Annotated in this window: 12 protein-coding genes, 1 pseudogene and 1 riboswitch; of the genes and pseudogenes, 4 read left to right on the top strand and 9 right to left on the bottom strand. The window is 69.2% G+C overall.

Annotation, left to right across the window (positions count from 1 at the left end; all coding sequences use genetic code 11):
* Nucleotides 1-108: 108 nt before the first annotated feature.
* Nucleotides 109-339 (bottom strand): hypothetical protein, encoded by a 231-nt coding sequence (locus tag Dsi01nite_RS25025; protein WP_203848692.1) that lies wholly within the window; start codon nt 337-339, stop codon nt 109-111.
* A 91-nt stretch (nt 340-430) separates the two neighbouring features.
* Between Dsi01nite_RS25025 and Dsi01nite_RS25020 the strand changes: the two genes are divergently transcribed.
* Nucleotides 431-1,498 (top strand): dipeptidase, encoded by a 1,068-nt coding sequence (locus tag Dsi01nite_RS25020; RefSeq protein WP_203848691.1) that lies wholly within the window; start codon nt 431-433, stop codon nt 1,496-1,498.
* 120 nt (nt 1,499-1,618) lie between these two features.
* Here the strand turns inward: Dsi01nite_RS25020 and groL are convergent, their stop codons facing one another.
* From groL to Dsi01nite_RS25000, 4 genes are all read right to left on the bottom strand, one after another.
* Nucleotides 1,619-3,241, bottom strand: coding sequence for a chaperonin GroEL (groL, locus tag Dsi01nite_RS25015; protein WP_203848690.1), 1,623 nt, complete (start codon nt 3,239-3,241; stop codon nt 1,619-1,621).
* 385 nt (nt 3,242-3,626) lie between these two features.
* Nucleotides 3,627-3,830, bottom strand: coding sequence for a cold-shock protein (locus tag Dsi01nite_RS25010; protein WP_203848689.1), 204 nt, complete (start codon nt 3,828-3,830; stop codon nt 3,627-3,629).
* Nucleotides 3,831-4,157: 327 nt separating this feature from the next.
* On the bottom strand, nt 4,158-5,831 hold the full coding sequence (gene paaN, locus Dsi01nite_RS25005) for a phenylacetic acid degradation protein PaaN (protein ID WP_239136149.1): 1,674 nt from the start codon (nt 5,829-5,831) through the stop codon (nt 4,158-4,160).
* A gap of 94 nt (nt 5,832-5,925) precedes the next feature.
* A complete protein-coding gene (locus tag Dsi01nite_RS25000; protein WP_203848688.1) occupies nt 5,926-7,182 on the bottom strand; it encodes an MFS transporter in 1,257 nt (418 codons plus the stop codon).
* 51 nt (nt 7,183-7,233) lie between these two features.
* Here Dsi01nite_RS25000 and Dsi01nite_RS24995 point away from each other — a divergent pair, with 51 nt between their 5' ends.
* Nucleotides 7,234-7,740: a winged helix-turn-helix domain-containing protein gene (locus Dsi01nite_RS24995; RefSeq protein ID WP_203848687.1), complete on the top strand. Its 507-nt coding sequence runs from the start codon at nt 7,234-7,236 to the stop codon at nt 7,738-7,740.
* Here the strand turns inward: Dsi01nite_RS24995 and Dsi01nite_RS24990 are convergent.
* Both Dsi01nite_RS24990 and thrC read right to left on the bottom strand, forming a co-directional pair.
* On the bottom strand, nt 7,729-8,754 hold the full coding sequence (locus tag Dsi01nite_RS24990; protein WP_203848686.1) for a GNAT family N-acetyltransferase: 1,026 nt from the start codon (nt 8,752-8,754) through the stop codon (nt 7,729-7,731). The two genes, Dsi01nite_RS24995 and Dsi01nite_RS24990, sit on opposite strands and share 12 nt — an antisense overlap.
* 360 nt (nt 8,755-9,114) lie before the next feature.
* On the bottom strand, nt 9,115-10,383 hold the full coding sequence (thrC, locus tag Dsi01nite_RS24985) for a threonine synthase (RefSeq protein ID WP_203848685.1): 1,269 nt from the start codon (nt 10,381-10,383) through the stop codon (nt 9,115-9,117).
* 10 nt (nt 10,384-10,393) lie between these two features.
* Nucleotides 10,394-10,532: riboswitch (SAM riboswitch) on the bottom strand.
* 96 nt (nt 10,533-10,628) lie between these two features.
* On the opposite strand from thrC, the gene Dsi01nite_RS24980 reads away from it, so the two are divergent.
* Both Dsi01nite_RS24980 and Dsi01nite_RS58925 read left to right on the top strand, forming a co-directional pair.
* Entirely contained in the window at nt 10,629-11,549 is a 921-nt protein-coding gene (locus Dsi01nite_RS24980) for a glucosyl-3-phosphoglycerate synthase (RefSeq protein ID WP_239136148.1), read from the top strand.
* A gap of 12 nt (nt 11,550-11,561) precedes the next feature.
* Nucleotides 11,562-11,669, top strand: a pseudogene (locus tag Dsi01nite_RS58925) (lysine 5,6-aminomutase subunit beta); the annotation flags it as partial.
* Nucleotides 11,670-11,816: 147 nt separating this feature from the next.
* Here Dsi01nite_RS58925 and Dsi01nite_RS24975 read toward each other — a convergent pair.
* Complete coding sequence (locus Dsi01nite_RS24975) at nt 11,817-12,302, bottom strand: hypothetical protein (protein ID WP_203848683.1); 486 nt, start codon at nt 12,300-12,302, stop codon at nt 11,817-11,819.
* Nucleotides 12,303-12,338: 36 nt separating this feature from the next.
* A complete protein-coding gene (locus Dsi01nite_RS24970; protein WP_203848682.1) occupies nt 12,339-13,214 on the bottom strand; it encodes an ABC transporter permease in 876 nt (291 codons plus the stop codon).
* Nucleotides 13,215-13,355: the final 141 nt, after the last annotated feature.

Raw genomic sequence — 13,355 nt, 5'->3', positions numbered from 1 at the left:
CTGCCCCGCACACGTCGCATCGGCGCGCCCAGTGATCCCCCGTCGTGCCACGGGCGGCCGATGCCGTCTCAAACAGCCGAACAACCCAGACAAGCAGCAGCCGGAAACTCAGCGGTCGGGCTGGTTGGCGCGCTTGTCCTGCAGGCTGGTCTGCTGCTCCTGCTGGAGCTTCTTCGCCTGCATGGTGGCCGTGTTCGCGGTCGCCGACTGGCCCGCGATGTCCGCGTCCGGAGTGATCGTCATGTCGTTGGAAAGGTCCGGGTCCATGTAGCCGAGGTCGTCCTCGCTGCGGTGCATGCCGCGGCTGTCGAAGTTGTCGTTCTTCTTTGACTTACCCATGGCTTTCCCCCTCGTGTAGGCCGCTCCCACCATATGAGGACCCTTCACGTGATGCGGGCAAAATCGGCATTTCGCCCCTAGAGTCGTTGGGATGAGCGGTGCGATACCCGTCATCGACGGCCACAACGACCTGGCCTGGCGCCTGCGGATGCAAGGGCTGCCGGCCGAGATGAACGCCACGGGCCTGCACACCGACCTCCCCCGGCTCAGGAAGGGCGGCGTGCGGGCGCAGTTCTGGTCGGTGTACGTCCCGTGCGCAGGCCCCGAGTCCGCCGCGACCGTCAAGGTGCTCGAGCAGATCGACCTCGTCCGGCGGCTGATCGAGGCCCACCCCGATCACCTGGCCCTCGCGACGAACGCCGGCGAGGTCGAGCGGATCGCGGACAGCGGACGGGTCGCGTCGCTGCTCGGCGCCGAGGGCGGGCACTGCCTGGACGACTCGCTCGGCGTGCTGCGCGGCCTGTACCAGCTGGGCGTGCGGTACCTCACCCTCACCCACGGCAGGAACACGAACTGGGCCGACAGCGCGACCGACGAGCCGAAGGTCGGCGGGCTGTCGGCGTTCGGCGTGGAGGTGGTCCGCGAGCTCAACCGGCTCGGCATGATGGCCGACCTGTCGCACGTCGCGCCGAGCACGATGCACGCGGCACTGGACGTCTCCACCGCACCGGCGTTCTTCTCGCACTCCTCCGCCCGGGCGCTGTGCGACCATCCGCGCAACGTCCCCGACGACGTCCTGGCCCGCGTCCGTGACACCGGCGGGGTGGTGATGGTGACGTTCGTGCCGTTCTTCCTCAACGAGGCCTGCCGGCAGTGGGGCGACGAGCTGTACCGGGTGGAGGACGCCATCCCGGCCGAGTACGGCTCGCCGGAGTTCGAGCGCCTCCAGCGGGAGTGGATCGCCGCCAACCCGTGCCCGCCGTCGAGCGTGCGGGACGTCGCCGATCACGTGGAGCACGTCCGCGACGTCGCGGGCATCGAGGCGGTCGGCATCGGTGGCGACTTCGACGGCACGGAGGTGCTGCCGGAGGGCCTGGAGGACGTCTCGGCGTATCCGGTGCTGTTCGACGAGCTGCGCGGCCGCGGCTGGTCCGACGCCGAGCTGCGGCGACTCGGCTGGGACAACACCCTGCGGGTCCTGCGCGACACCTGCGGCTAGCAGAACGCGACCCGCCAACAGCACGACGCAACCCGCGCGAACGGCAAAGACGCGACCCGCACGGACAGCAAGAAGGGCAGACCCGGAACGGGCCTGCCCTTCTCGACGAGAAACCTGGACTCAGAAGTCCATGTCGCCGCCGCCGGGCGCACCCGCCGGCGCCGGGTTCTTCTCCGGCTTGTCCGCGACCACTGCCTCGGTGGTGAGGAAGAGCGCCGCGATGGAGGCGGCGTTCTGCAGGGCCGAGCGGGTGACCTTGGCCGGGTCGATGATGCCCTCGGCCAGGAGGTTCACGTAGTCGCCGGTGGCGGCGTTGAGGCCCCAGCCCGCTTCGAGGTTGCGGACCTTCTCCACCACGACGCCGCCTTCGAGGCCGGCGTTGACGGCGATCTGGCGCAGCGGCGCGTCAAGGGCGACCTTGACGATGTTCGCGCCGGTGGCCTCGTCGCCGACGAGGTCCAGCTTGTCGAACGCCGACTTGCCGGCCTGCACGAGCGCGACGCCACCGCCGGGGACGATGCCCTCTTCGACGGCCGCCTTCGCGTTGCGAACGGCGTCCTCGATGCGGTGCTTGCGCTCCTTGAGCTCGACCTCGGTGGCCGCGCCGACCTTGATGACCGCGACGCCGCCGGCGAGCTTCGCCAGCCGCTCCTGCAGCTTCTCGCGGTCGTAGTCCGAGTCCGACTTCTCGATCTCGGCCCGGATCTGCGCCACCCGGCCGTTGATGCCGTCGGCGTCGCCGGAGCCCTCAACGATCGTGGTCTCGTCCTTGGTGATGACGACCTTGCGGGCCTTGCCCAGCAGGTCGACGCTCGCGTTCTCCAGCTTGAGACCGACGGTCTCGGAGATGACCTGACCACCGGTCAGGATCGCGATGTCGGTGAGCATCGCCTTGCGGCGGTCACCGAAGCCCGGGGCCTTGACGGCGACGGACTTGAACGTGCCACGGATCTTGTTCACGATCAGGGTCGCGAGGGCCTCGCCCTCGACGTCCTCGGAGATGATCGCGAGGGGCTTGCCGGACTGCATGACCTTCTCCAGCACCGGGAGGAGGTCCTTCACCGCGGAGATCTTCGACTCGACGATGAGGATGTAGGGGTCGTCGAGGACCGTCTCCATCCGCTCGGTGTCGGTCACGAAGTACGGCGAGATGTAGCCCTTGTCGAAGCGCATGCCCTCGGTGAGCTCCAGCTCGAGCCCGAAGGTGTTGCTCTCCTCGACCGTGATGACGCCTTCCTTGCCGACCTTGTCCATCGCCTCGGCGATGATCTCGCCGACCGTGGAGTCACCGGCGGAGATCGAGGCCGTGGAAGCGATCTGCTCCTTGGTCTCGACGTCCTTGGCAAGGTTGGCCAGCTCCGACGCGACAGACGCGACGGCGGCCTCGATGCCACGCTTCAGCGCCATCGGGTTCGCACCCGCGGCGACGTTGCGCAGACCTTCACGAACCAGCGCCTGGGCGAGGACGGTCGCGGTCGTCGTGCCGTCACCGGCGACGTCGTCCGTCTTCTTCGCGACCTCCTTGACCAGCTCGGCGCCGATCTTCTCGTAGGGGTCCTCGAGCTCGATCTCCTTGGCGATGCTCACACCATCGTTGGTGATGGTGGGCGCGCCCCACTTCTTCTCGAGGACGACGTTGCGGCCCTTGGGGCCCAGCGTCACCTTGACAGCGTCGGCGAGGGTGTTCATGCCCCGCTCGAGGCCGCGGCGCGCTTCCTCGTCGAACGCGATAATCTTGGCCATTCGGCGTTGTCCTCCTGGACACTCCGGTTACGCCTCGACCCACGTGGGGCCGGCGGCTCACCGCCTGCTTTCGCACCTTCAAGGACCCAGTGGGATCCCCGGTGGTCGGGCCGGATGAGCCCGCGACGACCAGCCCCTCGACGCTCCCGCGCCCAGGTGCTGCACCGCCCCGACCGTTGGCACTCACCTGACGCGAGTGCCAACTCCTGTTTAGCACTCTGACCGTGCGAGTGCAAGCAAACCCGAGGTGACGGCTCGGGTGGTCGAAGCGCCCTAAACAGCTACAAACCAGGCATGAATGGCACGAACAATGCCGGAATAGACGCAGGGCACCGTTTCTCAGGAATGAGAACGGTGCCCCGGCGGGGTGGATCCAGACGATGTCTCAGGCGAGATGACGGACCTTCTCCGCCTGCGGGCCCTTCTGGCCCTGCGCGATCTCGAACTCGACGCGCTGTCCGTCTTCCAGCGATTTGTAGCCATCCATCTCAATCGCGGAGAAGTGGACGAAGACGTCCTGTCCCCCGTCGACCGCGATGAAGCCATAGCCCTTTTCGCTGTTGAACCACTTCACGGTGCCCTGTGCCACGGTGCACTTCCTCTACTTCGGTCCTTCTTGCTCACTCCGGCTGGCTGTGGGGACCAGCCTTGAGGTCCTCGGCCGGGCACGCCGGGTCCTGGGGTGGCACCGGCGCGAGGATCGACGACCGAAACGGACGGTACACGAGATAACCCGAGGCCCGACAGCCCCAAATCGGACAGCAAGGTCACGAATCATGCGCACGCAAAAGGTTCCCGATGGGACCTTTTCGGGTCGCCTTCTTGACGGTTTCCTGCCGGCGCAGACATCGCCAGTCGACTAAGCCCCGAGTAAGAACCGGGACCGGGACCGGGAAGCGCGCCGGCAGGGCCCCGACTAGGCGTGCCTGCGCGACTGCACCACGCGGAAGCGGCTGGCCACGTACGCACCGTCAGTGAGCGCGGCATTGGCGGCGGGATTGGCGCCGCTGGCGTGGAAGTCGGAAAACGCGGCCGACTGGTTCACGAAGACGCCGCCGGTAAGGTTGACTGACAGATGAACGCCGGCCTGGAGGGCGGCCTCTTCCATCGCGTCCAGCACATCGGCAGACGTCGAATAGACCGAAGCCGTCAATGCGCCCTTCTTACCGACCGTGTCGGCGAAGATCCGCAAACTGCCGGCGGTCGAATCGGTCGCGACAACGAAGGAAATGGGACCGAACCACTCCGTGCCGTAGGTCGCCTCGGCGGCCGCGTCGAGTCGCACGATGAGTGGCGTGCGGACGGTCGCGTCTTGATATACCGGATGCGTAACGTCTGACGATTCCAACACCACCGTGCCGACCGTGCGGGCTTTCTCCAAGCGGCGCAGGACGCCTTCATTGACGATGGCGCCGGAAAGCTCCACACCCTTGGCCGGGTCGCGGGTCAGTGCGGCGACCGCGGCGGCGATCCCGGCGGCGACGTCGTCGAACGAGCGATGACCGTCCTCGGTGTCGATACCGCCCGTGGGCACCAGGACGTTCTGTGGCGTCGTGCACATCTGACCGGAATACAGCAGCAGCGAGAAGCCGATGTTGCGGCACATCCCGGCGAAGTCGCCGGTCGAGTCGACGACGATCGTGTTGACGCCGGCCTTCTCCGTGTACACGGCGGCCTGGCGGGCGTTGTCCTCCAGCCAGTCGCCGAACTCGGTCGAGCCGGTGAAGTCGATGATGCGCACCTCGGGGCGCAGCGCGAGGGTCTTGGCGAGGCCCTCCCCCGGCGCCTCGGGCGCGAGGAGCACCAGGTTGGGGTCGAAACCGGCGTCGACCAGCACCTCGCGGGCGATCTTGACGGTGATCGCGAGCGGCAGCACCGCGCCCGGGTGCGGCTTGACCACGACGGGGTTGCCGGTGGCGAGGGACGCGAACAGGCCGGGGAACGAGTTCCAGGTCGGAAACGTGTTGCAGCCGATCACCAGGGCGACGCCGCGGGGCACGATGTGGAAGGTCTTGCTCATCCGCAGCGGCTCGCCCTTGCCGGCCGGCTTCTCCCAGGTGGCGGTCGCCGGGGTGCGGGCCATCTCGCGGTACGCGTACGCGATCGCCTCGAGCGCCCGGTCGAAGGCGTGCGGGGCGCCGGCCTGGAACGCCATGACGAACGCCTGGCCGGTGGTCGCGTGGACGGCGTTGGCCAGCTCGAACGCGTTCGCGTGCAGCCGGGCGAGGATCTCCACGCACACGCCGGCACGGGTCTGCGGCCCGGCGTCGCGCCAGGCGGGCATGCCGGCCGCCGCGGCGGCGAGCAGCCCGTCGACGTCGAGGTGGGGATACCGCACGTCGAGCGGGAAGCCGAAGGGCGAGGACTCGGTCGCGACCCAGTCCGTGATCGCCGGCTGGTCCTTGAGCGGGAAGTCGCCGCCGAGATATGCCCGGAAGGCCGCCTCGCCGTCGGCCGCGGCGTGCTCGCCGTAGACGCGGGGGCTGGGCGACTCCGGGTACGCCGACCAGTACGCACGCTCGGCGATCGCGGTCAGCGCGCGCTCGAGGGTGTCGGTGTGGGTGGTGAACATGGGGTGTGAGTTCTCCATGCCGCCATCCTGCCATCTGGGAAGCGCCGACCTTGCGGTTGTGACCGGAAGCCGCGACTGGAACCACGCAACCCGTCACAACCGCAAGATCGGCCTACTTCCGCACCATCTCCGTGCCCGCGGAGGGTGCGGACGTCAACTCGCGGAGCTTCCGCAAGGGTGACAGAACGAGTGGCAGTACGGATAGCAGTGATCCGGCGCAACCGATCCACAGTGTCTCGGGAACCCCGGCCCAGTGGCCGAGCGCCCCGCCGACGAGCCCGCCGATCGGCATCGTGCCCCAGACGATGAACCGCATCGTGGCGTTCATCCGGCCGAGGAGGTCGTCGGGGGTGATGCCCTGCCGGAAGCTGACCTGGGTCACGTTGTAGACGACGACCCCGATGCCGAACAGGACATATCCGAACGCGGCGAGCCACAGCCGCCAGTCGGCCTGCGCGAGCGGCACGAGCAGCAGGCCGAGCCCGGCGCCGAGCATCGAGATCCACATCGCCGGACCCTGGCCGAACCAGCGCACGAACGGGTTCACCAGGAACGCGCCGGCGAGCGCGCCCAGGCCCGTGACGCTGAACCACAGGCCGATGACCGCCGGCGACAGGTCGAGGTTGCGGGCCAGATAGATGATGAGCATCGCGTTGACGATCGATCCGAAGAAGTTGCCGGTGCTCGTGCACATCGCGATCGCCCGCAGGAGGCGGTTGCTCAGGACGAACTTCAGGCCCTCCATGATCTCGCGGCCGAGGTGCGCGTCGGCCTTGCGGACCGGGCGCTCCTCGATCTTGCGGATCCGCCACAGGGCCAGCGCCGACACGAGATAGCTGGCCGCGTCGGCGGCGATCGCGAGCGGGCCGCCGAGCAGCTTGATCAGGCCGCCGGCGACGGTCGGGCCGCCGATCTGCGAGGTGGAGCGGACCAGTTCGAGCCGCGCGTTGCCCTCGACCAGGTGCTCCTTGCCGACCAGGAACGGCAGGTAGCTCTGATACGAGACGTCGAAGAAGACCGTGCACACACCACAGAGCAGGCCCACCACGTACAACTGCGGCATGTGCAGTTGGTCCATCCACCAGGCCAGTGGCACGGACGCGAGCAGGACGGCCCGCAGCACATCGGCCACGATCATCGTCCCGCGCCGGCGGAGCCGGTCGACCAGTGCCCCCGCGGGCAGGCCGACCAGCAGGAACGCGGCGGTCTCACAGGCGGCGAGGACCCCGACCTCCAGGGCGGTGGCGTCCAGCGTGAGCACCGCGACCAGCGGCAGCGCCAGCAGGGTCACCTGCGTGCCGACCTGGCTGATGGTGTCTGCGGTGAACAGCGACCGGAAGTCGTGATCGCGGAGCAGTCCGAGTCTCACCAGCACACTGTCATCGACCGATTGGGAAAAGTCAATCAGTAGAATCGAACGATGCGGCGACCAGCTACCGACGCGGAGGCCAAGGCACTCGCCTCCGGCGTCCGCCTGCGCATCATCCGGCTCTGCCTGGACCGGGCGCTCACCAACAAGGAGATCGCCGAGCGCCTCGACGCCAACCCGGCCACCGTGCTGCACCACGTCCGGACGCTGGTCGCGACGGGGTTCCTGGTGCCGCAGGAGGAGCGCCGCGGGCCGCGCGGCGTGCGCGAGGTGCCCTACCTGTCGACGACCAAGTCGTGGGACCTCAGCCTCGGCGACCAGGAGGCGAACACCAACCGGGCCATGCTCGACGCGTTCGAGCAGGAGCTCGCGCTGCTGGGCAACCAGGTCGACGCGGTCAACTTCGCCCGCCTCGGCCTGCGGCTCACCCCGGAGGAATGGCAGGAGCTGCAGGACCGCTTCGAGGCGCTGCTCGACGAGTACGCCCAACGCGACCGCACCCACGGCCGGCCGTATTCGATCTTCCTGGCGATGTACGAGGACCGGTCACGCGACTGAGGCCTGCCAGTTGGCCCAGCGGTCCACGGCGCGGAACCCCATCGCCTCGTTGATCGCGATCATGTGCGCGTTGACCTCGGCGTTGAAGGTGTCGACGATCCGCACCGCCGGCTCCTGCGCGCGCATGGTCCGCAGGTTGACCACCTTGCTGATCATGCCGAGCCGGTGCCCGCGGTGCGCGGGGTTGACCAGCGTCACGAGCTGCCAGGCGTGCCAGTCGACGGACTTCGCGACCCGCAGCGCGCTCCACGCGACGAGACTGCCGGACGCGTCGTGGATGACGCCGGTCTCGTACGGGCGGGCACCGTAGTGCGCCCGCGTCTCGTACGTGCGGCGCAGGCGATCGACGTCGACCTTCTCCGCCTCGAAGTCGAGATCACCCTTCGGCGCCTCGTCCAGGAACGAGCTGTCCAGCAGGGCCAGGTCCTCGAGCAGCTCCTCCGGTGGCCGGTTGCCCCACTGGACCGTGGAGTAGCCGGCCGCCTTCGGCCAGCTCGCGGCGAGGAGGCGGTCCAGCTCGGCATCGTCGGCGGTCGACAGGTCGAGCCGGCGGCGGACGTCGGTGAGCTTGTTCTCCAGACCCGTCGCGGTGGCGAACGGCGCGGACGAGCCGGTCGGCGCGCCGTCCGGATCGGTGATCACGCTGAAGCCCATCACCGAGGTGCGGCCCCGGGCCAGGCCGAAGTCGACGGCGTGCCGGTAGAGCGCGCGCCCGACACCCTGGCGGCGATGCTGCTTGAGGACCAGGACGTCGAGGAACGACTTGTCGAGATTGTCGTAGACCGGCAGGTCGGCCTGGACCAGCCCGACGGGCTCATCACCACGCCAGGCCAGGAAGATGTGCCGCTCGGCGCCCGGCATCGGCAGGCGGACCCGCACCTCATGCTCGTCGCGACAGCTCGGCGGGAAGTCCGGCAGGTCCGCGAGGATCGCCTCGTTACCGATGGTGAAGGCCGCTTCGACTGCCGTCGGGTCATCGACGTCCAGCTCCACGATGCGCAGGTCCTGGTTCATCCGGCCAGCGTGGCCCACCGGCACACGACCCGACAACAGATATATGCAAGGCCGGAAATTGGTCGAGAGGACGCTCGCCAGCACCTCCGGTGCTGTGGTCGCGGGCCTGGACCAGGGTCCGGGCCTCGCGGCGACACGTCCTCCCGCACCGAGCATCCTGGCGCGCACTCGGCGAGGTCGTCAAGTCCCTCGCCGGGTGGCTTCGAAACGCTCGGCTCGATCGCGATCACTATCCGTCGCGGTCAGGTCCGTCGATCGGCTGAGTCCGCCCTCGTCCAAGCGTGGAAGCGCTCTCTCAAACGCAGCCGGACCGACACCGAGCGTCACCGATGCCGGCCGGTTGCGCGAAAAAATCAGCCATCAGCTCAAAAGCCCGGCCTCGCGCACGGACTTCAGGGAGGGCTTCACCCGGTGCGTCGGACCGACCGTGCCGGCGACCGCGTCGAGGGTCTTCAGCCCGTCGCCGGTGTTGAAGATGACCGTCTCCTTCGACGGGTCGAGCTTGCCGGACTCGACCAGCTTCTTCAGCACCGCGGCGGTGACCCCGCCGGCCGTCTCGGCGAAGACGCCGGTGGTGCGGGCGAGCAGCTCGATGCCGGCGCGGATCTCGTCGTCGCCCACATACTCCATCCAGCCGCCGGTGCGCCGCACCGACTCCAGCGCGTAGACCCCCGCGGCCGGGTCGCCGATGTTGAGCGACTTGGCGATGCCGGTCGGCTTGACCGGGACGATCTCGTCGGTGCCCTTGTGCAGCGCCACCGCGATCGGGTTGCAGCCCGCGGACTGCGCGCCGAACACGGACCACTGCGTGTCGGGCACCAGACCGATCTCGACCAGCTCGCTGAACGCCTTGTCAATCTTGGTCAGCAGCTCGCCGCTGGCCATCGGGATGACCACCTGCGCCGGGATCCGCCAGCCGAGCTGCTCGGCGACCTCATACCCCAGGGTCTTGGACCCCTCGGCGTAGAACGGCCGGACGTTGACGTTGACGAACGCGGTGTCCTCGAACTCGTCGGTCTCCGTCAGCTCCGAGCACAGCCGGTTGACGTCGTCGTAGGAGCCCTCGATCGCGACGACGTCGCCGCCGTAGACGGCGCTCATGACGACCTTGCCGGGCTCCAGGTCGGCCGGGATGAACACGGTCGACGGCACCCCGGCCCGCGCCGCGTGCGCGGCGACCGAGTTGGCCAGGTTGCCGGTGGAGGCACACGAATAGCGGGTGAACCCCAGCGCCTTCGCCGCGGTCAACGCCACCGAGACGACCCGGTCCTTGAACGAGTGCGTCGGGTTGGCCGAGTCGTCCTTCACCCACAGCTGCCCGGTGATGCCGAGCTCCTTGGCCAGCAGATCGGCCTTGACCAGCGGGGTCAGCCCCGGGTCGAGGGTGACGCGGCTGGCGGGGTCGGTGCCGACAGGCAGCAGCGGCGCATAGCGCCAGATGTTCTGCGGGCCCGCCTCGATCTGCTCCCGGGTGACCCGGCCGAGCGCCTCGGCGTCATAGCCCACCTCGAGGGGGCCGAAACACTCGTAACAGGCGTGCTGCGCGGCGAGCGGGAACTGGGCGCCACAGCCACGGCACACCAGGTGGCGGGCGGGGGAGTCGGTGAAGACGCTGAGCGTCGAGGTCATGGAGGCCTTCCTCTCATCTTCCCCAGGTGCATGGCCTTGCGCACCGGGACGGATTTGGCACCTACCGCGACCGGCCTCAACGTCGAGACATGCCGCAGGGGTTGCCGGGGCTTCATCGGGCCGTATCCCTCTGCCCCTCTGGATGAGGTATTCAGTTGTGACGTGCGTGTTTCTGATTGTAAGGGCCGACACGGCCGCCGCTGTATGAGTCATCTCACGAGATGGACCTGACTACGGTTTCACTCATGCATCCCGACGCGGCGGCCTGGTTCGCCAAGCGCACTTCCACATGGCGCGACTGGCCCATCGCCGACCTCCTCCGGCGCAAGGGCGGCACCCGCGTCAGCGTCGTGCTGCCCGCCCTGGACGAGGAGCCGACCGTCGCCGAGATCGTCGCCGGCGTGCGCACCCTCATCCCCCTCGTCGACGAGGTGATCGTGGTCGACTCCGGCTCGGTCGACCGCACCGCCGAGGTCGCCGCCCGGGCCGGCGCCACCGTCCACCACCGCGACGACATCCTCCCCGCGACCGGCTCCCGCCCCGGCAAGGGCGAGGTGCTGTGGAAGGCCCTCGCCGTGGCCACCGGCGACATCCTGGTCTACGTCGACGCCGACCTCACCGACTTCCGCCCGCACTTCGTCACCGGCCTGCTCGGGCCGCTGCTGGAGGACCCCGCCACCCTGATGGTGAAGGCCTTCTACGACCGCCCGCTGCTCGACGTCTCCGCGGCCGGCGGCGGCCGGGTCACCGAGCTCGCCGCCCGCCCCCTGCTCAACGCCTACTTCCCCGAGCTGGCCGGCGTCGTGCAGCCCCTGGCCGGCGAATACGCGGCCCGGCGCACGCTGCTGGAGTCCCTGCCGTTCGCGGCCGGCTACGGCGTCGAGACGGGACTGCTCATCGACACGTTCCGCAGCGCCGGCCTCGACGCGGTCGCCCAGGTCGACCTCGGTCAGCGCACCCACGGCCACCAGGACACGGCGGCGCTCGGCCGGATGGCCGCGACGATCCTGCACACCATCCACTCGCGCGTCTTCCCGGACCGGTCCTCGTGGCCGACGCTCACCCAGTTCGAGCGCCACGACGTCACCGTCACCCCGGCCGATCACACCGTCGCCCACCCGGACCGCCCGCCGATGCGCACGGTCCCCGGCTACCGTCCGTCCTGATTCCCCGCTCCGGTCCTGGTCAGTCAGGTCGTCACGCAACGCGACGCGCACCTGACGAACACGCGGGAGAGTCCGTCCCGCCCTGCCCCGGTCCGCCCTGACGTTCCCTGCTCCGGTCCGTCGTGGGCACGACCGCCGCTCCCGTCAGCCACCGGTCAGGCCGTGGACGGCCTTCCCTGCCACCTCCGCGGACAGTCGCGCGGACACGACCTGCGGCCGTGACTGCGACCGGCCGCCTCCGCGGCCTGGTCGTCCGTACGGCGCGGGTCAGCGCCAGGCCGTGGCGGACGCCTCGGGGGTGAACTGCCACAGCGTCGCCGTGGTGATGCCGGCGCCCAGCAGGGCGATCACGACGCCGGCCCACTCCGCGAGCAGCAGCCCGATCGGCGTGTCGATCACCGCGGTCGGCGCCTCACCGGTGAGCGACCCGACCGTGACCACCACCGCGACCAGGGCGATCAGCACGAACGCCAGCACCGCGGTCAGCCGCAGCGCCCAGTGGCCGAGCCTCCGGCCGGTGGCGAACAGCAGGGCACAGACCAGCACCAGGGACGCGACCGCCGCGGCGGCGAACGCGCCGATCAGGGTGAAGATCTGCGCCGTGAGTGCCTCGGCCGGGCCGTTCATCGCGTTGGACGAGGCCTCGTAACGGGTCCAGCCGGCGATGTTGGCCTGGTCGTAGTAGAGGGTGCCGGACAGCACGGCGAGGCCGAGCACGAGCAGCCACGCGCCACGAAGCGCCGAGGTTCGCATGGACCGGCACCCTACCGGTCAGTACGTGAAACCGGTTCAGCTGACCACATCTTTTCGCAGGAACCGCCACCACGCCAGGGAGAAGAAGACCGTCGCGTACGCGAGCGAGGCGATGCAGCCCTTCACGATGTCGTCGGTCTGCAGCGGCGTGGAGAGCAGCCCGAGCCACGCGTCGCCGTAGTGGGTCGGCAGGAAGTTGCGGATCGTGCCGAGCGCGGTGATCTGATCGAGGATGTTGGACAGGATCTGCAGCAGCACCGCGCCGCCGACCGCGCCGAGCGGGGCGTCCGTCGACACGGACAGCAGAAACGCGAGCGAGGCGACCACCAGCAGCGACACGCACAGGTAGCCGACGATCTCCAGCAGCCGCACGACGCTGGTGCCGGCCGCGATCTCACCGCCGATGGGGGCGTTGAGCGGTGCCCAGCCGTACCGCAGCGTCCCGGCGAGCATCGCGGTCCCGACCAGGATCAGCATCGCCAGCAGGCAGTAGAGCAGCGCGGCGGTCACCTTGACGCCGAGCAGCCGGGCCCGTGGGACGGGCATCGCCAGCAGGTACCGCAGGCTGCCCCAGGACGCCTCGCTGGCCACGGTGTCACCGCAGAAGAGGGCGATGACGACCACCAGCAGGAAGCCGGAGGAGACCAGGAGGGTGAAGAGGGTGAAGTTGGCGCCGCCGGCGGTGGCGAGGTCGGCGAGGCGGGAGAACTCGCCGCCGTTGCCGCCCTCGTCGCCGCCGCCGTTGTCGAGCTGGAAGGCGACGAGGATGATCAGCGGCAGCAGGACCATGAAGGCCAGCGCCATCTGGGTGCGGCGGCGGGCCGCCTGGCGGCGGATCTCCGTCCACAGCGAGAGGGTCGCGCCCGGCTTGTAGCCCGGTGCTCCGCCGATGACGTCCACGGATGTTGTCATGCGTCCTCACTCCGTTCCGGGCGCACGCCCTGACACTGAACCCCTGATGACCGGCCCGAGACGCTTCGCTGGCCGGTCATGCGTCCTCACTCCGCTCCGGGCGCCTGACCCAACACTGCGATCCTGATGACCGGCCCGAGA

This window comes from Dactylosporangium siamense (assembly GCF_016862795.1).
In the GTDB taxonomy this organism is placed as follows: domain Bacteria; phylum Actinomycetota; class Actinomycetes; order Mycobacteriales; family Micromonosporaceae; genus Dactylosporangium; species Dactylosporangium siamense.
The sequence above is the reverse complement of the archived record's forward strand: the minus strand, read 5'-3'. Positions and strand labels throughout refer to the sequence as shown.